Raw genomic sequence first — 21489 nt, 5'->3', positions numbered from 1 at the left:
CTATTGGCCCGTCAAAGAGGAATTTCATCGTTTTTATTATACCGAAGTGACCTTCGGCTGAGCCGATTGTCGCTCAAAGTGACCATCACTGCCAACACTATTGCGCAAGATGGTGCTATTTTTTAGACAAACGTCAGGCGTATGCTGGCCGCATGAATTGTCTGTCGTAAGAAGGATAGCTATGACTCCCGCCGTTAAATTACTCGAAAAACACAACATTTCTTTCCGGATCCACACCTACGATCACGATCCGAACGAAACCAACTTTGGTGATGAAGTGGTGCGAAAGCTGGGGCTGAACGCTGACCAGGTCTATAAAACGCTGCTGGTCGCGGTGAATGGTGATATGAAGCACCTCGCCGTGGCGGTTACCCCGGTGGCGGGACAGCTGGATCTGAAGAAAGTCGCCAAAGCGCTGGGGGCGAAGAAGGTGGATATGGCCGACCCGATAGTTGCGCAACGCACCACGGGCTATCTGGTGGGTGGGATCAGCCCGCTCGGACAGAAAAAACGCCTGCCGACGCTGATTGATGCGCCTTCCCAGGAGTTTGAAACCATCTTTATATCCGGCGGCAAACGCGGGCTGGATATCGAGCTGGCGGCGGGCGATCTGGCGAAAATGCTGGACGCGAAGTTTGCGGATATTGCGCGCCGGGAGTAAAAGAAAAGCCGGGTGGCGGCTACGCCTTACCCGGCCTACATTTTGACCCGTAGGCCCGGTAAGCGCAGGGTATGAACCGGAAACATGGGTAACACTTTAGACCGGATACATGGGTAACAGTTATAACTGGCATAGAAGAGGAGACTCGCTATGCCCTGGACTGAGACCCGACCTATGCAACGCCTTGATTTTATCCGTGCCTGCCATGCAGGTACGGACTCATTCTCCGCTCTTTGCCGCCTTTTTGGCATCAGCCGTAAAACCGGCTATAAATGGCTTCAGCGTTTTGACCCCTCTGACCTGTCATCTCTCTCTGACCGATCGCGTGCACCACACTCCCACTCCCGGACGGTTCCTGATGATATTGCCGGACACCTGACTGCCCTGCGTCAAAAACACCCTGACTGGGGCCCTAAAAAACTGCGGATGTGGCTGCTCAATCATCACGTCGATTTTACCGTACCTGCTGCCAGCACTATCGGCGATATCCTCAAGCGTGAAGGCCTGGTTCCGGATAAAAAGCGAAAACGCAGAACACCGGGTAATCGGCAGCCTCTGACCATCATCAGTGAGAACAATCAGGTCTGGAGTGCTGATTTTAAAGGCAAGTTCAGGCTGCTGAGCCGGGAATACTGCCATCCCTTCACCCTGACCGACAATCACAGCCGGTATCTTCTGAGCTGCCGGGGAACGGACCGGGAGAGCGAGCCCTTCGTCAGGCAGTGCCTGACGGATGCGTTCCTGGAGTACGGTCTGCCGGAAGTCCTGAGAACGGATAATGGTCAGCCGTTCGCGGGAACAGGTATCGCCGGGTTAAGTCGCCTTGCAGTCTGGCTGATAAAGCTGGGCATCAGACCGGAACGTATCAGAAAGGGGCATCCGGAAGAAAACGGCCGTCATGAGCGAATGCACCGCTCGCTGAAAAGTGCAGTGAAACAGGGCAACACCTTCATGACGATGGAAGAACAACAGCGGTGGTTCAGTGACTACCGGGAAGAGTTTAACTACGAAAGGCCGCATGAAGCCCTGGCGGGTGCAACGCCCGGAACGGTGTGGAAGCCTTCAGGCCGTCACTGGGATGGCAGGGTTCCTGAATATGCTTATCCGGAAGGAGGTACGGTCTACAGGGTGAAATCGAGGGGGACACTCTATATGGGGAAAAAGGGGACGGTGTTCCTGAGTGAAGCGCTGACTGATGAGTACATCATGCTGGAAGAACAAGATGATGGCCTTGAGGCCATCATCTTTAACGGAATAACGCTTGCGTACTATGACCGAAAAACCCAGAGTGTGCTCCGGATAGACTAAAAAGTGTTACCTATGTTCCCGGTCTGATCTGTCACCTTTGTATCCGGTCATACCGCAGCGCCACCGGGCAAAAAAACAACCCGCCCTACTGCCAGCTCACCTCGCCCTTCGGCTCATACGCGTTCACGTCAATCGGCGAATTCTGCTCGATGTACTGCTTCAGCACTTCCGCATCGATAAAGCCGGTGTTTACGTAGCCCGGTTTATTATCAATGTGCGGATAGCCGTCGCCGCCGGTGGCGTTAAAGCTTAACGTCGCCAGACGGTAGGTTTTCGCCGGATCGACCGGCTCGCCTTTGATTTTCAGATCGCTGAGCTTGCCGTCCTTCGCCACAAAGCTGACGTTGGCAAACTGCGGATAGGCACCCGAGTCCGGCTTCATCTGCGCCACGGCGGTCAGGTAGTCAACGACCTCTTTCCCGCTCATATCCGCATACACCACCACGTTGCCGAACGGCTGCACTTTCAGGACGTCTTTGTAAGTAATGTTTCCACCTTCGATCGAGTCACGAATGCCGCCGCCGCTCATTACACCAAAGTCGGCATTCGTGCGCGCCATTTGCGCCGCCAGCACCAGATGGCCCATGTTAGTCTGCACGAAGCGGACTTTGCTGCGGTCCCCTTCCAGACGACCGTTCAGCGTGCCGATTTTCACGTCCAGCTGCGCCTTACCTTTATTCTGGAACGGCGTCAGCAGGGAGAGCATCTGCTGGTTTTCAGCAATCTCTGGCGTGTAAAGTACCCGCTCGCTCTTCCCGTCCGGGTAGGTCACTTTCTTCTTCAGATTGACCGGAATGAGCTGATAGCGCACCAGCTTCATCTCGCCGTTACGGAACTCAAAATCCGCCCGACCCACGTATTTACCCCACTCGTGCGCCTGTACTATCCAGATACCGTTCTGACGGTCTGGCGCGCATGGCGTGCCCGGCACGTAGTCCACCTGCTTTTTGTTTTCGGAAGCCATACACACCGGATCCTGTGAGTGACCACCCACAATCATCGCCAGCGAGCCTGCCGGCAGGCTGCGCGCCATCTCCACGTCGCCGGGCGCATTGGAGCCGTGCTCGCCGTTATCGTAGTGTCCCATGTGGGTAGTGGCGATAATCACGTCCGGCTTTTCGTTCTGCTGCAGCTCCTGAATCACCAGCTTCGCTTCGTCTGCCGGTTTGCGGAATTCGATATCGGTGAAGAACTCAGGGTTGCCGATTTTTGCCGTATCGTCGGTGGTTAAGCCAATGACCGCGATTTTGAGATCCTGACGCTTAAACAGCGCCCACGGCTTAAACAGACGTTCGCCGGTGCTTTTCTGATAAATATTGGCGGAGAGGAACGGGAATTTGGACCATTTCTCCTGCTGACGCAGCACGCTCAGCGGGTTATCAAACTCGTGGTTACCCACGGCCATCGCGTCGTAACCGATTAAATTCATGCCGCGGAAATCGGGTTCAGCGTCCTGTAAATCGGATTCCGGCACGCCGGTGTTGATATCGCCCCCCGACAGCAGCAGCACGCTGCCGCCCTGGGCCGCCACCTCTTTGCGAATGCCGTCCACCAGCGTTTTTTGCGCCGACAGGCCGTATTCGCCGTATTCGCTGCGCCAGAAATGGCCGTGATGATCGTTAGTATGCAGAATAGTGATTTTATAGGTTTTATCTTTTTCATACGCCTGCGCGGGCAGGCTTGTCAGCCCCCATGCGGCGATGAGCGCCAGCGCGACGCCTCGCTTCATTAACTTCATCTTCTCTCTCCCTGACCAATAGACAAAGGCAAAAATTACAGTGACTAACAAGAATAGACAAATAAGTTTTCAGAATTGCGACTTTCTTCAAATGTCACACGCGGGTATGTTAGTCGGATAATAATTACACCCTGCATCTCTAATAACTAAAGACGTGGTACTTCTCTCTATGGCAATCAGTGAATCAACCCAGCCCGTTCCGGGCGCGCCGGCGTCGCCGCCAGCATCGCGCACCTCTTTTAAAGTCTTAGGCGCAATCAGCCTCTCGCACCTGCTCAACGACATGATCCAGTCGTTGATTCTGGCAATCTACCCGCTGCTGCAGTCCGAGTTTTCGTTAACCTTCGTACAGATCGGGATGATCACCCTGACCTTCCAGCTTGCCTCTTCGCTGCTACAGCCGGTGGTGGGCTACTGGACGGATAAATACCCGATGCCGTGGTCGCTGCCGATAGGCATGTGCTTTACCTTAAGCGGGCTGGTGCTGCTGGCCATGGCGGGGAGTTTTGAAACGGTGTTGATTGCCGCGGCGCTGGTGGGCACCGGCTCGTCCGTCTTCCATCCTGAATCCTCCCGCGTGGCGCGTATGGCTTCCGGTGGTCGTCACGGGCTAGCGCAGTCACTCTTCCAGGTAGGGGGCAACTTCGGTAGCTCCCTCGGCCCGCTGCTGGCGGCGGTGATTATCGCCCCGTACGGCAAAGGCAACGTGGCCTGGTTTGTGCTGGCCGCGCTGCTGGCGATTATCGTGCTGGCGCAGATCAGCCGCTGGTATGCCGCTCAGCATCGCGTAAATAAAGGGAAACCTAAAGCAAAGGTTATCAATCCCCTGCCGCGCAATAAGGTTATCCTGGCCGTCTCTGTGCTGCTGGTGCTGATTTTCTCGAAATACTTCTATATGGCGAGCATCAGCAGTTATTACACCTTTTATCTGATGCAAAAATTCGGATTATCGGTACAAAACGCACAGTTCCACCTGTTTGCCTTCCTGTTCGCCGTTGCGGCAGGTACGTTCATTGGCGGGCCGGTGGGGGATAAGATTGGCCGTAAATATGTCATTTGGGGCTCTATCCTCGGCGTGGCACCGTTTACCCTTATTTTGCCGTACGCGAGCCTTGAATGGACGGGGATTTTAACCGTGATTATTGGTTTTATCCTCGCTTCCGCCTTTTCCGCCATTCTGGTTTATGCCCAGGAGCTGCTGCCTGGCCGGATCGGTATGGTTTCCGGACTCTTTTTCGGTTTCGCCTTCGGCATGGGAGGGCTTGGCGCAGCGGTGTTAGGGATGGTTGCGGATCACACCAGCATCTTCCTGGTTTATAAAATCTGCGCTTTCCTGCCACTTCTTGGGATGTTAACCATATTCCTGCCTGATAACCGTCATAAATCCTGAATTACGGGTAGCTAAAGTTTTGCTTTGGCTACCTTTCCCCCTTACGCCATAAGGGTTTCCTCTTTATCCCCTCACTGAATTTATCAATATGCGCTTTTTTACGTGCATATTGCCGTTTTATTCAAACTTCAACAATTATTCATAAACATAAGGGTAAAAATTGTCATAAACTATTACCTGGCTTTTTGGTATTCACGCCAAAAATGGAACACCCACCACGAAAGGAGACGGAATGCACCACGCCACACCGCTTATTACCACCATTGTTGGTGGACTTGTGCTCGCTTTTATCCTTGGCATGATTGCCAATAAGCTGCGTATTTCTCCTCTTGTCGGCTATTTGTTAGCGGGTGTACTGGCGGGACCTTTCACGCCAGGCTTCGTGGCGGATACCAAACTGGCGCCTGAGCTGGCGGAACTGGGCGTGATCCTGCTGATGTTTGGCGTCGGTCTGCACTTCTCCCTGAAGGATTTGATGGCGGTAAAGTCGATTGCCATACCAGGAGCGATCGCCCAGATAGGGGTGGCGACGCTGCTGGGGATGGCGCTTTCCGCAGTGCTTGGCTGGTCGCTGATGACCGGCATCGTATTTGGGCTGTGCCTCTCAACCGCCAGTACCGTGGTGCTGCTGCGCGCGCTTGAAGAGAGGCAACTGATAGACAGCCAGCGCGGGCAGATCGCGATCGGCTGGCTGATTGTGGAAGATCTGGTGATGGTGCTGACGCTGGTCCTGCTGCCCGCCGTCGCCGGAATGATGGAAAAAGAGAACATCGGCTTCGCCTCGCTGGCGCTGGACATGAGCATCACCATCGGCAAGGTGGTGGCGTTTATCGCCATCATGATGCTGGTGGGCCGCCGTCTGGTGCCGTGGATCATGTCCCGCAGCGCGGCGACCGGCTCCCGCGAGCTGTTTACCCTCTCCGTGCTGGCGCTGGCGCTGGGTATCGCGTTTGGTGCCGTTGAGCTGTTTGATGTCTCCTTTGCCCTGGGCGCGTTCTTCGCCGGGATGGTGCTGAACGAGTCCGAGCTGAGCCACCGCGCGGCGCACGATACCCTGCCGCTGCGCGACGCCTTCGCCGTGCTGTTCTTTGTCTCCGTCGGCATGCTGTTTGACCCAATGATTCTGGTTCAGCAGCCGCTGGCCGTGCTGGGCACGCTGGCGATTATTATCTTCGGTAAGTCGCTCGCCGCCTTCTTCCTGGTGCGGATGTTCGGCCACTCCCCGCGGACGGCTTTGACCATCGCCGCCAGCCTGGCGCAGATTGGTGAGTTCGCCTTTATCCTCGCCGGTCTGGGTATGGCCCTCAACCTGCTGCCGCAGGCCGGGCAAAATCTGGTGCTGGCGGGAGCGATTCTGTCGATTATGCTGAACCCGGTACTGTTTGCCCTGCTGGAAAAATACCTCGATAAAACCGAAACGCTGGAAGAACAAACGCTTGAAGAGGCCATCGAGGAAGAGAAGCAGATCCCGGTAGATATCTGTAACCATGCCCTGCTGGTGGGCTTTGGCCGCGTCGGCAGCCTGCTCGGTGAGAAGCTGATGGCGCAAGGGATCCCGCTGGTGGTGATAGAAACGTCGCGCACCCGCGTCGACGAACTGCGCGAGCGCGGTATTCGCGCGGTGCTGGGCAATGCGGCGAACGAAGAGATCATGGAGCTGGCGCATCTGGACTGTGCCCGCTGGCTATTGCTGACGATTCCGAACGGCTATGAAGCGGGCGAGATTGTGGCCTCCGCGCGCGAAAAGTGCCCAACAATTGAGATTATCGCCCGTGCGCACTATGACGACGAGGTGGAGTACATTACCGAGCGCGGTGCAAATCAGGTAGTGATGGGCGAGCGCGAAATTGCGAATACGATGCTGACGCTGCTGGCGAAACCGCCGGCTGAAGAGGCTGTTACGGGGTAATTTGGTGCGGCCGCCCCTCACCCCGGCCCTCTCCCCACAGGGGCGAGGGAGAAAAGACGGTTCCGTGCTATCCCCTCTCCCCTGTGGGGAGAGGGTCAGGGTGAGGGGCCTTCTTTTACCTGTCCCAATAAGCCTCTTCGAGGCTGTCTTCCCGTTCCGGCAGCCCACGCGTTAAGCGCGGTGAATGCTGGTTCAGCACCTGATAGCTCACGCGGTTGGCATATTTACACACCTGCGCCAGCGACGAATAGGTCAGCCAGCTGAACTTGTGCTTGCTGGAATTCGGCACGTTGGTTTTGTGGTAGGCGTTAGCGGTAATGTCGTGCAGCAGCGCGGCCAGCGCGCCGTCACCTGCGCCGTTGGTGTTCATGATCTTCTCCGGCCCGCCCATGTACGGCGCGATGTGGGAGTAGATACGCAGTGGGTTCACGCAATCTTTATGGCGCATGCCGCGGCTGAACTCGTACTGGTTGAACTCGGCAATCGCGCCCGGCAGCAGCGGGTGCTGGGTTTTGCGTTTGCTCTCTTCCTCAGTGAAGCCCGCCATATACAGCCCGACAGGGCCGGCGGTGCAGAGCACCAGGTCCACCCAGTCCAGAGCTTTATCAGACGCCAGTAGCGGATCGCTTTCACCGGTCAGCGCTTCGGCCTCTTCTTCGTTCATCGCCAGAATCGAGACGTGCTCTTTCAGGAACGCCTGCCACCACTCCGGGTTATCGGCAATCACGAATTTCGTGCCCAGGGTTAACACCACCGGCACATCGTACTTTTTGGCGTACTCAATCGCCTTCATGGTCGCTTCCGGCATCGGCTCGCCCGGCTTACAGCGCACCAGGTAGGAGGTCAGAACCAGCGCAGAGGCGCCCGCGATCACCTCTTCGGGAATGCTTTCCGCGCGCAGCTTGTTCATATGACCCGGGCTGATGGCAAAGGTACGTTCGCCGGATTCGCCGATCAGCGTAAAACAGCGGCCAATCGGCCCGTCAACGCCCTGGAGATAGTTCAGATCGGTACGGCTGGAGGTGTTGCACAGGTAACGGTAGGCGTAGCCCCCGATTTCGATATTGCTGCACATCACGCCGAGCAGCACCGAGCGGTCGTCTGCCAGCACGGAGTAGTTGTGCATGGTGTTGCCGATGGTGCCGCCGGCAAACTGATGGGTAATCAGGTTTTCGCGCACCAGCTCCTGGTACAGCGCTTCGGCAACGTCGTCCTCAATGACCAGCGAGTGACCGGCGCTCAGACCGTAACGGGCGACAAACGCATCATCGACTTTCGCTTCAATGTCCACCAGCGTCTGATCGATACCGACGACCCACGCCGCGCTGGTTTCATTTTCTGGCTGGATTTGCTGCAGGAGCGGATCGCGGGCATCAACGGGGAAGTAATGTTTAGATTTGCGTTTACCGGGAAATTTCATGGTCTGAACTGTACGAAGAATATGGGCCGGGAATGGTAGCACAAACCCGGCCCGGAGTGCGATCAGCGGCTGTTCGTCACCAGCGAGACCATCATGTCGATATGTTCAGGCGAGTCGTTAAGCGCCGGAATGTACTCATACTTTTCGCCCCCGGCCTCAAGGAAAAACTCCCGGTTTTGCACCGCGATCTCCTCCAGCGTTTCCAGACAGTCTGCCGAAAAGCCCGGTGACATCACCTGGATGTGCTTCACGCCCTTCTCGCCGAGCATTTTAAGGGTTTCATCGGTGTACGGCGTCAGCCACGGCTCGCGGCCAAAGCGCGACTGGAAGGTCATCATCACCTTCTCCGGCTGCAGGCCGAGGGCGGAAACCAGCTCGCGCGTGGTATCGCGGCAGCGCTGCGGGTAATCATCCCCTTCATTAGCGAAACGCTGCGGGATCCCGTGGTAGGAAAGCAGCAGCAGATCCGGCTCGCCGTGTTTTTCAAACGACGCACGGGCGCTGTTGGCAAGTGCTTTAATATAAAGCTCGTTATCAGCGTAATCGCGAATAAAGGTCACGCCAGGAATGCGGCGGCGGGTTGCCAGAATGCGGGCCAGCTCGTCCCAGACGGCGGCCACCGTCGAGCAGGAGTACTGCGGGTAGAGCGCCAGCACGACGATATGGTCCACCCCCTGCGCCAGCAGCGAGTCCACCGCGCTTTTCAGGGACGGTTTGCCGTAGCTCATGCCGAGCGCGACGGGCATCTCCGGCAGGCGGGTGGCCAGCGCTTTTTCCTGACGACGGCTGTACACCATCAGCGGCGAGCCCTCTTCCATCCAGACGGACTGATAGAGTTTGGCAACGCGCGGAGAGCGAATCGGCAGAATGACGCCACGCAGCAGCGGCCACCACAGCAGTCTCGGAAAATCCACGACGCGCGTGTCGCTTAAAAATTGTCGCAGATAGCGTTTTACCGCGTCTGGAGTGGGTGCTTCTGGAGTGCCCAGATTGGCAAGCAGGATGCCGGTTTTCGCCTGACTCATTCACGCCTCTTAACCATTTGATAGGTTGTCAATTGTAGCGGAAATGCGTTTAAACGAAACCCATTGCTGTAATAGGTGAGATGAGAATATTTCTCACCCGGGAGCCCGGGTGAGAGGCGCGCAATTAGCCGAGGATTTTTTCCAGCTCTGCACGAACGTCAGCCACGGCTTTGGTGCCGTCAACTTTCGCGTATTTGGTGTTACCCGCCTGCGCTTCTTTAGTGTAGTAGCCGATCAGCGGCGCGGTCATCTGATGGTATTCCACCAGGCGTTTACGCACGGTCTCTTCCTGATCGTCTTTACGGGTGGTCAGCTCTTCGCCGGTCACGTCGTCTTTGCCTTCAACCTTAGGCGGGTTGAATTTGATGTGGTAAACGCGGCCAGAAGCAGCGTGCACGCGGCGGCCAACGATGCGGTCAACGATCAGCTCGTCCGGTACGTCAAACTCCAGAACGTAGTCCACGTTGATGCCCGCTTCTTTCATGGCGTCAGCCTGAGGAATGGTGCGTGGGAAGCCGTCCAGCAGGAAACCGTTACGGCAGTCTTCCTGAGCAATGCGCTCTTTGACCAGAGCAATAACCAGCTCGTCGGTTACCAGCTTGCCCGCGTCCATGATGTCTTTCGCTTGTTTACCCAGCTCGGAGCCAGATTTAACAGCGGCGCGCAGCATGTCACCGGTGGAGATTTGCGGAATACCGTATTTCTCCATGATGAACTGAGCCTGAGTTCCTTTACCCGCGCCCGGAGCGCCAAGCAGAATAATACGCATTGCGAAAATCCCCTCAAAAGTCGTTTCAATTTTTCAAAAGCGCTAAACAATACCACCAGAACGGGCATCGCTCAAGGAAGGCGGGAAGGCTGAAACGGTTAATGGGGGGAGATTATTTGGGTTAGTGCAGTTGATTCCCCTCACCCTAACCCTCTCCCCATAGGGGAGAGGGAATTTGAACACCCTCTCCCCTATGGGGAGAGGGCAGGGTGAGGGGGAGGTGTTTAATTACGCCAGCAGCAGCGCATTCACACGTTTAATGAACAGGTTAGGATCCTCCAGCGTGCCGCGCTCGGCCAGCAGGGACTGATCCAGCAGCAGTTCAACCCACTCGGCAAAGCGGGCGTCGTCCTGGGTATCCGCGGCGCGTTTCACCAGCGGATGATCCGGATTAAGCTCAAAGATATATTTCACTTCCGGCACCGCCTGGCCCGCCGCGGCGAACAGCTTCGCCATCTGGGTGCTCATTTCGTCGGCATCGGTGGTGACAATCGCCGGGGTGTCGGTCAGACGATGCGTGAAGCGCACCTCTTTCACGCGGTCGCCCAGCAGGGTTTTCACGCGTTCAACGAACGGCTCCAGCGCCTTCTCGGCTTCTTTCGCGCTTTCGTCCACTTCATCAGCCAGCTTGTCGATGGATTCGTCCGCTTTAGCGACAGACTGGAACGCCTTCCCGTCGAACTCGGTCAGGTAGTTCATCATCCACTCGTCGATGCGGTCAGAAAGCAGCAGCACTTCGATGCCTTTCTTACGCAGCAGCTCCAGGTGCGGGCTGCTCTTCGCCGCCGCGTAGCTGTCGGCGGTGATGTAGTAAATCTTCTCCTGCCCTTCTTTCATACGGGAGATGTACTCTTCCAGCGACACGGTCTGCGCGGAGGAGTCGGTGTGCGTAGAGGCAAAGCGCAGCAGTTTGGCGATGGTTTCAACGTTCGCCATGTCTTCAGCCGGGCCTTCTTTCAGCACCAGGCCGAACTGTTTCCAGAAGGTCTGGTATTTTTCGGCATCGTCTTTCGCCAGTTTTTCCAGCATCTGCAGCGCACGTTTGGTCAGGGCGTTGCGCAGGTTACGGGTGACGGTGCTGTCCTGCAGAATTTCACGCGAAACGTTCAGCGGCAGATCGTTGGAATCTATCAGACCGCGCACAAAGCGCAGGTAGTTCGGCATGAACTGCTCGGCGTCGTCCATAATGAATACGCGCTGCACGTACAGCTTCAGGCCGTGCTTGTGATCGCGGTTCCACATGTCCCACGGCGCCTGCGCCGGGATGTACAGCAGGCTGGTGTACTCCTGCTTACCTTCCACACGGTTGTGGCTCCAGGTCAGCGGGTCGGTAAAGTCGTGGGCGATGTGCTTGTAGAACTCGTTGTATTCGTCGTCTTTAATTTCCGACTTGTTGCGCGTCCACAGCGCCTGAGCCTTGTTGATCTTCTCCCAGGAAACCACGGTTTCACCGTCTTTCTCTTCCTGTTTTTCAATCTCTACCGGCAGGGCGATGTGATCGGAATACTTGCTGATGATGGAGCGCACGCGCCAGTCGTTCAGGAAATCGTCTTCGCCTTCGCGCAGGTGCAGGGTGATTTCAGTCCCGCGATCCGCTTTGGTGATGTCATCAACGGTGTACTCGCCTTCCCCTTTGGATTCCCACAGCACGCCGTTCTCGGCGCTGTCGCCCGCCGCACGGGTGCGCACGGTAACTTTGTCGGCCACAATGAACGCCGAGTAGAAACCGACGCCGAACTGGCCGATCAGCTGGCTGTCTTTCGCCTGGTCAGAGCCCATGGACTCGAGGAACGCTTTGGTGCCGGATTTGGCGATGGTTCCGAGGTGGTCGATCACCTCGTCGCGGTTCATCCCGATGCCGTTATCGGCGATGGTCAGGGTGCGGTTCTCTTTGTTGAAAGAGACGCGCACGCGCAGCTCGCCGTCGCCTTCGTACAGATCCGGGTTGGACAGCGCGCGGAAGCGCAGCTTGTCCGCCGCATCAGAGGCGTTGGAAATCAGCTCACGCAGGAAAATTTCTTTGTTGGAATACAGGGAATGGATCATCAGGTGCAGAAGCTGTTTTACTTCTGACTGGAAACCACGGGTTTCTTGTCCTTTCATCTAAGTCGACCTCAACAATGCCATTTAATGGGGTTTTAAAACGTTGAGGGAGAGATGGGGATAAGGGGAGAAATTTTCAAGCGGAGGCCGCGCGCGCAGCCTCCGTTTGGTCAGAAAATAATCTTGTGGCGTCCGGCCAGCGAGTGCGACAGCGTGGTGCCGTCCACCATCTCCAGCTCGCCGCCCACCGGCACGCCGTGGGCGATGCGGCTGGCATCAACGCCGTACTGCGCGCACAGCTCGGCGATGTAGTTGGCGGTTGCCTCCCCTTCCACCGTTGGGTTGGTGGCGAGGATCACCTCTTTGATCGTTTCGGACTCAAGACGCTGTTCAAGGCGGTCAAGACCGATATCATCCGGGCCAATGCCGTCGAGCGGGGAGAGATGCCCCATCAGCACGAAGTAGCGACCCGAAAACTGCCCGGTTTGTTCGATGGCGTAGATGTCCGCCGGACTCTCCACCACGCAAATCTGACCGTTTTCCTGACGACGCGGGTTCGTACAGATGTTACACACGTCCTGCTCGGTAAAGGTGCGGCAATCCGCACAGTGACCAATTTCTGACATGGCGCGGGTCAAAGCCTGCGCCAGGCGCATCCCGCCGCTGCGGTCGCGCTGCAATAGCGTAAACGCCATGCGCTGCGCCGACTTCGGGCCAACGCCCGGCAGGCAGCGCAGCGCTTCCATTAACTGCGTGAGCAGCGGACTGGTTTGCATCAGAATGGCATCTTGAAGCCAGGCGGCAACTGCATACCGCTGGAAACAGAGGCCATTTTCTCTTTCTGGGTTTCGTCGATACGGCGAGCGGCATCGTTAAACGCGGCTGCAACCAGATCTTCCAGCATCTCTTTGTCGTCTTCGAGCAGGCTCGGGTCGATTTCCACGCGACGGCAGTTGTGCGCACCGTTGATGGTCACCTTGACCAGACCGGCACCGGATTCACCCGTGACTTCCAGCTGAGCGATCTCTTCCTGCATCTTCTGCATTTTTTCCTGCATCTGCTGAGCCTGCTTCATCAGGCCACCCAGACCGCCTTTTCCACCAAACATAGGCTTCTCTCTTCTTTCACGTTTAAGGATTACAACCGTAAGTCAGACTCACGATCAAATGGGGCGAATACTCTCTTCATCCAGATCGGCGTCGAAGAACCGGCGCAGGGTCTGAATGTTGTTATCCGCAATTATCGCCTCGCGCGCCTGCGCGAGCTTCTCTTCATAAATGGCCTGGCGCCATTCGAGCGGCGTTTTCACTGCCGGATTATCATCTTCAATGATAGTCAATTCAACCGGTGAGCCCTGTAAAGCAGCAAGCGCCTCAGCCAGCGCCTTTTGCGCGCCAGGGGAATTGAGGTGCCGCTGGCCCGGACGCAGGTGCAGACACACCTGATTGCCGTCCTGCTCTTTCCAGGCGTTCAGCGCGACCTGCTCCACCAACTTCGGCAACTGGAGTTTGCTGACCTCGGCGGCCCAGGCGTCCCGCGCGATAGACTCTTCGGCAAGCTTCGCGGAAAGCTCCGGCGTTTTCTCATGCTCCAGCGCCTTTTTCAGCGCTTTTGGCGTGGCGACCTCTTCCTTCACCGTTTCAGTAATGGTGGTTGCCTTCCAGCGGTAAGCCTCTTCTTTCACCGGGGCTTTCTGCTCGAGCGCGGACGGTGCCGGACGCGACTGTACGCGCTCCGTTACCGAGGCCAGTCGTTCAAGCGCGGCGTTGTTCACCGGCCGCGCTCTTCCTGGCGCTGCCGGTTCACTCTTTTTTGGTTTGGTTACTCCCTGCGCACGCTGTAGCTGGCTGCGTGCGGCAAGCACCGAACTGGTGGCATCCGACAGCGGCACGTTTTGCTGCGGCGGCGGTGTCGGCTGCGGTGGCACCTGCTGCGGCGACATCACCGCCGTAGGGGCGACCGGGGCGAAAGACTGCCGCGGCACTTCAGGCTCCGGCAACGGCATGCGCGGGTGGAACGCCAGCGCGCGCAGCAGCGTCATTTCAACGCCCATACGTGGATCAGGCGCGTACGGCAGCTCTTTGCGGCCAATCAGCAGCGTCTGGTAATACAGCTGTACGTCGGCAGGCGGCACGGTGCGGGCAAGTTCACGCATCCGCTGTTCAATGGCGGCCATGTCCGCACCGATGGCGGACGGTGAAAGCTGCAGCATCGCCACGCGGTGCAGCAGGCTGAGCATCTCGACCAGCAGCGCTTCCCATTCAATCCCCCGCCCCGCGGCGGCGTTGACCAGCGACATCACGCGCTCACCGTTGGCGGCAATCATCGCTTCGATAAGCGACAGCGCCTGATCGTCATCCAGCGTGCCGAGCATGGTGCTGACCGCCTCGGTGGAGAGCTTACCGTCACCGCTGGCAATGGCCTGGTCGGTCAGGCTCAGCGCATCACGGAGGCTGCCGTCCGCCGCGCGGGCCAGCAGCTGCAGGGCGCGCGGTTCGTGGACAATATTCTCTTCATCAAGAATGTGCTCAAGCTGCGCGCGGATCTGCTCAACGTCCAGCGCCTTCAGATGGAACTGCAGGCAGCGCGACAGGATCGTGACCGGCAGCTTTTGCGGATCGGTGGTCGCCAGCAGGAATTTAACGTGCGCGGGCGGCTCTTCCAGCGTTTTCAGCAGGGCGTTAAAACTGTGGCGCGACAGCATGTGCACTTCATCGATCAGGTAGACCTTGAAGCGGCCACGCGCCGGGGCGTACTGCACGTTGTCGAGCAGATCGCGGGTATCTTCCACTTTGGTGCGCGAGGCGGCGTCAATCTCGATCAGATCGACAAAACGCCCCTGCTCGATCTCCCGGCAGTTATCGCACACGCCGCAAGGGGTGGCGGTGATCCCGGTTTCGCAGTTGAGACCTTTCGCCAGCAAACGGGCAATAGAGGTCTTACCGACGCCGCGGGTGCCGGAAAAAAGATAGGCGTGATGGATGCGACCTAGCGACAAGCCGTTCGCCAGGGCCGTCAGCACATGTTCCTGACCGACAACGTCAGCAAAGGTTTGTGGTCGCCATTTACGGGCTAACACCTGATAACTCATGGGCAGGCTCTGCAACGCTGGAAGGTGAATTTATGGAGGGGAATGCTACCACAACCTCACCCATTGAGCGAGGTTGTGAAAACCGGGATTAGTGACCCGGGAAAGGCACCAGGCTGTAGCTGGTAATGCCCTGTTTTTCCAGGCGCTGTTCACCGCCGAGATCGAACAGGTTGATGATGAATGCCGCGTCGGTCACTTCTCCACCCAGACGGCGGATCAACTTCACGGTGGCTTCAATGGTGCCGCCGGTTGCCAGCAGATCGTCCACCACCAGCACTTTGTCGCCTGGCTTGATGGCATCAACGTGGATTTCCAGCTGATCGGTGCCGTACTCCAGCTCGTAGCTCTCCGCGATGGTTTCACGCGGCAGCTTGCGCGGCTTACGCACCGGCACAAAACCCACGCCCATCTCCAGCGCAACCGGTGCGCCAAACAGGAAGCCACGGGCTTCGGTACCTACTACTTTGGTGATCCCGGCGTTTTTATAACGCTCGACCAGCAGTTCAATGCTGAGCGCGTACGCTTTCGGGTCTTCCAGCAAGCTGGTGACATCACGGAAAAGAATGCCAGGCTTTGGATAGTCCTGGATGCTTTTGATGCTGTTTTTCAGATATTCAAGCTGCTGTGCAGTTGCGGTCATCGGTTTGTGCCTAAATGAAACAGTGTTACTCACGGCGCGCAACGAGTCGGCAAAGGTAACAATTGTTTAACCTTTAACCAGGCGCGCCTGTGCTCGAAAACGGTCGAATTTACTGGCTGTACGCAATAATTGCAACAGCCATTATGAGGCTTCAGTGCTTTTGTTGCTTTTCATCAACCACGGGGATCCGCCACATGAAGATCAGCAGGCAGGTCAGGATGAACAGCAGCAGGATCCGCACCCACATCATTTTCACCAGCCAGAGTGAGATTGCGAAGGTGATGAGGATCACCGCGATCGCGCGAGGCTTGGCGCCGGGCGGCATGGCCCGGTGTTTTTGCCAGTGCCGCAGGTAACCGCCAAACCACGAGCGGTAGAGCAGCCAGTGGTGAAAACGCGGCGACGACCGGGCGAAGCACCAGGCCGCCAGCAGGATGAACGGCGTGGTAGGCAGCAAGGGCAAAACCACGCCCAGCGTGCCCAGCACTACCGCGAGCCAGCCAATGATGATTAAAATAGTACGCTGCATAATGCGAATCGTTATCAAACTGAACGGCTACTTTACCACTGGAGAGCGCCTTGAAAACAGTCTTGCTTCTTGAGACGCTGCAAAATCAGCTAACAACACTGCGGACTCAGGCCACGCCGCTGATGGGCCACGCCACGGTGAAGCCGCGCTTTGACCGTCAGCTGTTCCGCACCCGCAGTACTTTAATTCAGGATTATCTTGCGGAGGCGCAGACCAACCTTGACGAGCTTCGTCACGCGGTTGAGAGTGAACAACTGGAGCAGGCTCAGTGGCTCGCAGAGCATCTCACTGAGCAGATCACTGCCATGCATCGTGAAATCGCCGCCTGGCCGCTGCGCGCCTGGGACAGCGCCTCGCCTGGGCTCGGAAAATGGCAGCGCAAGCGGCTGGAGAACCAGGAGTTTGAGCGTCGCCTGTTTGAGATGAAGCGCGAGCGCGAAACGCGCCTGAACAACAGCGAAACGCTGGAAGAGCAGCAGCTATTGATGCGCGAGATTAGCGCGCTGGAAGGACGCATCGTTCGCTGCCGTCAGGCGCTGGATGAAATTGAGCGCGTGATTGAACGCCTGACCCGTTAACAGGAGCCACATCTATGTCACTGGAAAATGCACCTGATGAGGTCAAGCTGGCCGTCGATTTAATTATGCTGCTGGAGAATCATGAGATCCCGGCGGAGACGGTGCTGAAGGCACTGGAGATTGTGCGGCGGGATTTTGAAGGAAAGGTGAAGGTCGGTTGCCCTCACCCTCACCCTAACCCTCTCCCTTGAGGGAGAGGGGACCGTTAGGTACGGTTTGAAAGATCTGCATTGATTCGCTTTTTACCCTCTCCCCTCCGGGGAGAGGGCTGGGTGAGGGTCATCTCCCTTAATCTCGCGCTTCACTTCCGTGTGCTCATCGCCTTTCTCATTATGCAGGTGAACCTCAAGCTGGTTGAAGGCGATGTTAATGTTGTTTTCACGGCACAGGCGGTCGATCGCGCGGTTCAATTCGTCCACGGTGTAGCTGCGATCGCGCAGTTCACGCACGTATAAACGCAGTTCGTGATCCAGCGTGCTTGGCCCGAAGGTGGTGAAGAACACGTCTGGCGCTGGATCGTGCATGACCTTTGGATGCGATTTAGCGGCTTTTAGCAATACCTCTTTCACTTTATCCAGATCGGAACCGTAGGCCACGCCGAGGCGAATCACCACGCGCGTGGTGGTATCCGAGAGCGACCAGTTGATCAGACGCTCGGTCACGAACGCTTTGTTCGGGATAATCACCTCTTTACGATCGAAGTCGGTGATGGTGGTGGCACGAATACGGATCTTGCTGACCGTACCGGAGAAGGTACCGATGGTAACGGTATCGCCAATTCGTACAGGACGTTCGAACAGGATGATCAGGCCGGAGACGAAGTTACCGAAGATCTCCTGCAGGCCGAAACCAAGACCGACCGAGAGAGCGGCCGCCAGCCATTGCAGTTTATCCCACGAGACGCCCAGCGAGCCGAATACCGTCATCGCGCCGACAATAATGATGACGTAATTCAGGATGGTGGTGATGGCGTATGACGCCCCCTGGCGCAGGTTCAGCCGTGACAGAACCAGCACTTCCAGCAGACCCGGCAGGTTGCGAATTAGCGCCCAGGCCACCACCGAAGACACCAGCGCAAACAGCAGGCTGCCCATGGTGACGCTTTTCATCACCGCCGCGCCGGCTTCGGTACCGTTGTATTGCCAGAGGGTAATACTGTCGAGATAGGCGAAGACCGTAATTAAATCAGACCAGATCGCCCAGAACATCACGGCAAACAGGGCGATCATCACCAGCATGGTGATACGCAGCGTCTGCTGGTTAACCTGCTCCAGCGCGATGGTCGGCTCTTCCTGCGGCTCCGCGCCTTCGGCCCCCTCTTTCACCTGATGCTGACGACGCGCTATCGCACGGCGGTAAGCAATGCGGCGGGCCGCAACGCTTAAGCCGCGCAGCACGGTCTGATAGAGCAGGTTCCAGACGATCACCAGATAGACCGTCTCGATCCAGCGCCCGGACAGACGCAGCGTGGTGTAGAAGTAGCCCGTTGCCGTAAGCACCATCAGCGCCAGCGGAATGATCGCCAGCACCGTCACGGTGGCCAGACGAAGATTATGGGACTCTTTATCGCGCCAGCTGTCGCGGCACATCGGCCACATCAGGATGGCAATCAGCAGCAGGTTCAGCAGAATGACCAGCTGACCCAGCACATCATCCATCAGATGCAGCGGGGAAAGCTCAGAAATAACCGACCAGAAGTGCAGCGGCAGGAGCGCCAGGCTGACGCGCACAATTTGACGGCGCCAGTGGCTGGTTAGCTGAGCAGGCATGTTGAAGTGACGCACCGCCACGCCGTCTTTTTCCAGCACCTTCCAGCACACGCCAAATACCAGCCAGAACAGCGCCAGTTTTTTACTGAACGCCCAGAGCAGATCGCTGACGTTAAGCTGCATCGTGAGCAGAATCAGCCCCACGGCCAGAATGATCAGGCACACCGGCAGCGCGCGAATGAGATCGATCAGAATCGCTTTTGGCGTATGGAGCTGGCTGTCGTTGCGCAGTTGCCCCACTTCCGACGCCAGCTTCGCCTGGTACTGTTTCAGCCATTTCAAACGCCAGCGAATAAGACCGGCGATCAGCAGCAGCGGTAAACCGGCCAGGAAAGCAATCATTACCGCAGGCCAGGCTTTTTCCCAGTTCACGGTGATTTTCATGCTTTTAATCTGCGTTTTCAGCGTTTCCGGGAAGGACTTAATCCAGTCCCAGTCCATCGGCTTGTTGCTGTTCACCCAGAAAATCTGCTGCGTCAAAATCTCCTGCAGGCTTTTTGACACGCTGACCAGCTGCTGCTGGTTGATCTGCAGGTTAATCGCCATCATCAGCTGGTTGCCCAGCTGTTTGTTGAGCTGGTCCAGCAGTTCGCGGCGCATATCCACCACCTGGAGCAGCGCGTCATGCACTTCAGGGTTCACGTCGCTGGAATGGCCCTCTTCAATTTTGGCGACGAAAGTATCGCTCTGGAAAAGGGCATCGCGCTGCTGGTTGACGTCAAACTGTTCCAGACGTAAATCCGCAATGCGGTTGGTCATGTCCTCCAGCTCGTCGGCGGACGGCAGCGTCTGCTGCTGCTGGTAGAGAATACGCGACAGCAGGAGACTGCCCTTCAGGACCGCAATCTGCTCTTTAATATTGCGTTCCGCCTGTAGCGCGCGATCCAGCCAGTTTTTCACCTTGATATTTTGCTGAACCAGCGAGTTGCCGTTTTCCGTCGCCAGTATCAGGCGCTGGCTGAGCTGATGGTTAGCCTCAAGCTCCTGTTTCACCAGCGGGTTGGCCTGAATGCGGGCAGTTTCGTCCGGCGATACGGCCTCCTGGGCGGTTTTTTCCGTCAGGGTCAGGCGTTTGCTGTTTACCGCTTCCTGCAACAGCTGAAGCTGGTGTTCAAGGCGATTAATATTCGCCGTCACGTAATCACGCTGTTTCTGAAGCGTGTCCTGCAGCACCGTGTTCCCTTCCAGGCTTTTACGCTGCTGTTCGATTTGCGCATTGAGCAACGACTGCTGAACCAGCAGCAGGGTTTGCTGCGTCGGACGCAGCGTGCCTTCGCCCACCGTCGTGCCGTTCAGTCGGTTGCGGATCTGCTGCAGCTGCTGAGACGCGGTGTACATCGCATTTTGCACGCGCTCGGGCTGGGTTTGCAGGGAGACAAGCTGGCTGTTGTAGGTCGCGAGGTCGGACTGTGCGGTTTGCAGGTCGTCGAGCAGCTGGGCGACGCGCGATTCCAGCTGACGTAAAGAGAGCGTGGAAAGCGTCTTGCGCGTTTCGTCGTCGTTATCGACGTCACTCAGCGCGCTCAGCGCTTCCGTGGCCTTACGCATGTTCTCCGGCGCCTGCGCCACCTTCTGACGAAGTTGGGTGGTTTCTGCTTTAACGCGCTCAATCTTATCAATATTTTCCAGCGTTTCCGTTAGATCCTGCTGGGTGAGTTTCTCCTGAGGAGAGAGCTCTTTTTGTTTATTCAGAGTGTCGAGCTGCGACTGAATTTCACTGCGCGAGGGAATATCAGTGCTGTTATCTGCGCGAGCCCAGGTCAGCGGCGCAGTGGAGAAGAAAAACAGCATAGCGAAGAGCAATGCAAATACAGGATGTTGCGAGCGATTGATGGGCAGCATAGTTGTGAATGATGTCAGCAGATGACCGAAAATAGTCCGGCGTGAAGAATATCACGCTCGCCGGAAGCAGAATAGCGCGAACATTACCCTCTAAGATAAATCCTGGAATGACTCAGGCAGATAACGAAGGCGCGTCGCCGCGCAGCGTGGGGCAGAGCTGTAGCATTTCCAGTAAAATCGCCACGTAGCTGCGGGCTTCCTCTTTGAGGTCAAAGGACTGCGGCGCAAACAGCCAGTTTTCCATGAGCCCTGAAATGTAGCTGCGCATCAGGACAGCCGCCCGGCGGGTCAGCAGACTGGCTGGTAACAGTTTTGCCTGCATACACAGATTCAGGTTCTGTTCAATCCGGTCATAGCTCTCCAGGCTGAGGCTGCGCTGCGCCTGTTGCACCACCGCCATTTCGCCCACGAACTCGCATTTATGAAAAATAATTTCCATCATTAATCTGCGACGCTCTTCAACTACCGTTGCTTCAAGGATATATACTAATATTTCTCTCAATACTGAGAGTGGATCGTCAGGGAATTTTGCCCGATACTCACTCTCGAGATCGCTAATGCTGGACTCTGAAAGCTCCCAGATTTCACTGAACAGATCTGACTTGTCTTTAAAATGCCAGTAAATCGCTCCCCGCGTCACACCAGCGGCCTGAGCAATTTGCGCCAGCGAGGTTGAAGAAACACCCTGCTGAGAGAACAAACGTATCGCCACATCCAGAATGTGTTGTCGGGTTTCCAGCGCTTGTTGTTTAGTTTTTCGTGCCATAGGTGAGTGAA

Annotated in this window: 18 protein-coding genes and 1 other annotated feature; of the genes, 6 read left to right on the top strand and 12 right to left on the bottom strand. The window is 56.8% G+C overall.

The window, feature by feature from the left end:
- The first annotated feature begins 181 nt into the window (after positions 1 to 181).
- Positions 182 to 661, top strand: a complete 480-nt coding sequence (gene ybaK, locus AC4ICF_RS05420; RefSeq protein WP_163331038.1) for a Cys-tRNA(Pro)/Cys-tRNA(Cys) deacylase YbaK — start codon at positions 182 to 184, stop codon at positions 659 to 661.
- 150 nt (positions 662 to 811) lie between these two features.
- Positions 812 to 1969: a DDE-type integrase/transposase/recombinase gene (locus tag AC4ICF_RS05415; protein WP_316380356.1), complete on the top strand. Its 1158-nt coding sequence runs from the start codon at positions 812 to 814 to the stop codon at positions 1967 to 1969.
- Positions 1970 to 2054: 85 nt separating this feature from the next.
- On the opposite strand, the gene ushA is transcribed toward AC4ICF_RS05415, so the two are convergent.
- Positions 2055 to 3707: a bifunctional UDP-sugar hydrolase/5'-nucleotidase UshA gene (gene ushA / locus AC4ICF_RS05410; RefSeq protein WP_316380355.1), complete on the bottom strand. Its 1653-nt coding sequence runs from the start codon at positions 3705 to 3707 to the stop codon at positions 2055 to 2057.
- Positions 3708 to 3876: 169 nt separating this feature from the next.
- On the opposite strand from ushA, the gene AC4ICF_RS05405 reads away from it, so the two are divergent.
- On the top strand, positions 3877 to 5097 hold the full coding sequence (locus tag AC4ICF_RS05405; RefSeq protein WP_316380354.1) for an MFS transporter: 1221 nt from the start codon (positions 3877 to 3879) through the stop codon (positions 5095 to 5097).
- Between the two features lie 232 nt (positions 5098 to 5329).
- On the top strand, positions 5330 to 7006 hold the full coding sequence (ybaL, locus tag AC4ICF_RS05400) for a YbaL family putative K(+) efflux transporter (RefSeq protein WP_116341546.1): 1677 nt from the start codon (positions 5330 to 5332) through the stop codon (positions 7004 to 7006).
- A 115-nt stretch (positions 7007 to 7121) separates the two neighbouring features.
- Here the strand turns inward: ybaL and AC4ICF_RS05395 are convergent, their stop codons facing one another.
- The 9 genes from AC4ICF_RS05395 to AC4ICF_RS05355 all read right to left on the bottom strand — a co-directional run bounded on the left by AC4ICF_RS05395 (position 7122) and on the right by AC4ICF_RS05355 (position 16523).
- A complete protein-coding gene (locus AC4ICF_RS05395) occupies positions 7122 to 8426 on the bottom strand; it encodes an inosine/guanosine kinase (RefSeq protein WP_116341548.1) in 1305 nt (434 codons plus the stop codon).
- 62 nt (positions 8427 to 8488) lie between these two features.
- Complete coding sequence (gene hemH / locus AC4ICF_RS05390; RefSeq protein WP_316380353.1) at positions 8489 to 9451, bottom strand: ferrochelatase; 963 nt, start codon at positions 9449 to 9451, stop codon at positions 8489 to 8491.
- A gap of 124 nt (positions 9452 to 9575) precedes the next feature.
- On the bottom strand, positions 9576 to 10220 hold the full coding sequence (gene adk, locus AC4ICF_RS05385) for an adenylate kinase (RefSeq protein ID WP_006809841.1): 645 nt from the start codon (positions 10218 to 10220) through the stop codon (positions 9576 to 9578).
- A gap of 228 nt (positions 10221 to 10448) precedes the next feature.
- Positions 10449 to 12323 (bottom strand): molecular chaperone HtpG, encoded by a 1875-nt coding sequence (htpG, locus tag AC4ICF_RS05380; RefSeq protein ID WP_116341552.1) that lies wholly within the window; start codon positions 12321 to 12323, stop codon positions 10449 to 10451.
- Positions 12324 to 12433: 110 nt separating this feature from the next.
- On the bottom strand, positions 12434 to 13039 hold the full coding sequence (recR, locus tag AC4ICF_RS05375; RefSeq protein ID WP_006809843.1) for a recombination mediator RecR: 606 nt from the start codon (positions 13037 to 13039) through the stop codon (positions 12434 to 12436).
- Positions 13039 to 13371 (bottom strand): YbaB/EbfC family nucleoid-associated protein, encoded by a 333-nt coding sequence (locus AC4ICF_RS05370; protein ID WP_003858972.1) that lies wholly within the window; start codon positions 13369 to 13371, stop codon positions 13039 to 13041. The genes recR and AC4ICF_RS05370 overlap by 1 nt, the downstream gene beginning before the upstream one ends.
- Positions 13372 to 13425: 54 nt before the next feature.
- On the bottom strand, positions 13426 to 15354 hold the full coding sequence (gene dnaX, locus AC4ICF_RS05365; RefSeq protein WP_316380352.1) for a DNA polymerase III subunit gamma/tau: 1929 nt from the start codon (positions 15352 to 15354) through the stop codon (positions 13426 to 13428).
- Positions 14032 to 14096, bottom strand: a sequence feature (DnaX frameshifting element). (Overlaps the previous gene by 65 nt.)
- 88 nt (positions 15355 to 15442) lie before the next feature.
- Positions 15443 to 15994, bottom strand: coding sequence for an adenine phosphoribosyltransferase (gene apt / locus AC4ICF_RS05360; protein ID WP_012016353.1), 552 nt, complete (start codon positions 15992 to 15994; stop codon positions 15443 to 15445).
- A 151-nt stretch (positions 15995 to 16145) separates the two neighbouring features.
- Entirely contained in the window at positions 16146 to 16523 is a 378-nt protein-coding gene (locus AC4ICF_RS05355; RefSeq protein WP_116341556.1) for a DUF454 family protein, read from the bottom strand.
- Between the two features lie 50 nt (positions 16524 to 16573).
- On the opposite strand from AC4ICF_RS05355, the gene priC reads away from it, so the two are divergent.
- The gene (gene priC / locus AC4ICF_RS05350) at positions 16574 to 17101 is read left to right on the top strand and encodes a primosomal replication protein N'' (protein WP_316380351.1); all 528 of its coding nucleotides are present in this window, start codon (positions 16574 to 16576) and stop codon (positions 17099 to 17101) included.
- Between the two features lie 14 nt (positions 17102 to 17115).
- Positions 17116 to 17292 (top strand): pleiotropic regulatory protein RsmS, encoded by a 177-nt coding sequence (gene rsmS, locus AC4ICF_RS05345; protein ID WP_316380350.1) that lies wholly within the window; start codon positions 17116 to 17118, stop codon positions 17290 to 17292.
- A gap of 51 nt (positions 17293 to 17343) precedes the next feature.
- Here rsmS and mscK read toward each other — a convergent pair whose 3' ends face one another.
- Both mscK and acrR read right to left on the bottom strand, forming a co-directional pair.
- Entirely contained in the window at positions 17344 to 20712 is a 3369-nt protein-coding gene (mscK, locus tag AC4ICF_RS05340; protein WP_166710290.1) for a mechanosensitive channel MscK, read from the bottom strand.
- Positions 20713 to 20824: 112 nt separating this feature from the next.
- Complete coding sequence (gene acrR, locus AC4ICF_RS05335; RefSeq protein WP_116341564.1) at positions 20825 to 21478, bottom strand: multidrug efflux transporter transcriptional repressor AcrR; 654 nt, start codon at positions 21476 to 21478, stop codon at positions 20825 to 20827.
- Positions 21479 to 21489 lie beyond the last annotated feature (11 nt).

Source organism: Enterobacter sp. ECC_219_Taxon_10 (assembly GCF_058354905.1).
The sequence above is the reverse complement of the archived record's forward strand: the minus strand, read 5'-3'. Positions and strand labels throughout refer to the sequence as shown.

Coding starts and splice junctions, on each gene's coding strand:
- mscK (WP_166710290.1), bottom strand. CDS start 20,712: ATGCTGCCCATCAATCGCTCGCAACATCCTGTATTTGCATTGCTCTTC.
- ybaL (WP_116341546.1), top strand. CDS start 5,330: ATGCACCACGCCACACCGCTTATTACCACCATTGTTGGTGGACTTGTG.
- hemH (WP_316380353.1), bottom strand. CDS start 9,451: ATGAGTCAGGCGAAAACCGGCATCCTGCTTGCCAATCTGGGCACTCCA.
- rsmS (WP_316380350.1), top strand. CDS start 17,116: ATGTCACTGGAAAATGCACCTGATGAGGTCAAGCTGGCCGTCGATTTA.
- AC4ICF_RS05370 (WP_003858972.1), bottom strand. CDS start 13,371: ATGTTTGGTGGAAAAGGCGGTCTGGGTGGCCTGATGAAGCAGGCTCAG.
- acrR (WP_116341564.1), bottom strand. CDS start 21,478: ATGGCACGAAAAACTAAACAACAAGCGCTGGAAACCCGACAACACATT.
- AC4ICF_RS05395 (WP_116341548.1), bottom strand. CDS start 8,426: ATGAAATTTCCCGGTAAACGCAAATCTAAACATTACTTCCCCGTTGAT.
- ushA (WP_316380355.1), bottom strand. CDS start 3,707: ATGAAGTTAATGAAGCGAGGCGTCGCGCTGGCGCTCATCGCCGCATGG.
- ybaK (WP_163331038.1), top strand. CDS start 182: ATGACTCCCGCCGTTAAATTACTCGAAAAACACAACATTTCTTTCCGG.
- AC4ICF_RS05415 (WP_316380356.1), top strand. CDS start 812: ATGCCCTGGACTGAGACCCGACCTATGCAACGCCTTGATTTTATCCGT.
- AC4ICF_RS05355 (WP_116341556.1), bottom strand. CDS start 16,523: ATGCAGCGTACTATTTTAATCATCATTGGCTGGCTCGCGGTAGTGCTG.
- dnaX (WP_316380352.1), bottom strand. CDS start 15,354: ATGAGTTATCAGGTGTTAGCCCGTAAATGGCGACCACAAACCTTTGCT.
- apt (WP_012016353.1), bottom strand. CDS start 15,994: ATGACCGCAACTGCACAGCAGCTTGAATATCTGAAAAACAGCATCAAA.
- recR (WP_006809843.1), bottom strand. CDS start 13,039: ATGCAAACCAGTCCGCTGCTCACGCAGTTAATGGAAGCGCTGCGCTGC.
- adk (WP_006809841.1), bottom strand. CDS start 10,220: ATGCGTATTATTCTGCTTGGCGCTCCGGGCGCGGGTAAAGGAACTCAG.
- AC4ICF_RS05405 (WP_316380354.1), top strand. CDS start 3,877: ATGGCAATCAGTGAATCAACCCAGCCCGTTCCGGGCGCGCCGGCGTCG.
- htpG (WP_116341552.1), bottom strand. CDS start 12,323: ATGAAAGGACAAGAAACCCGTGGTTTCCAGTCAGAAGTAAAACAGCTT.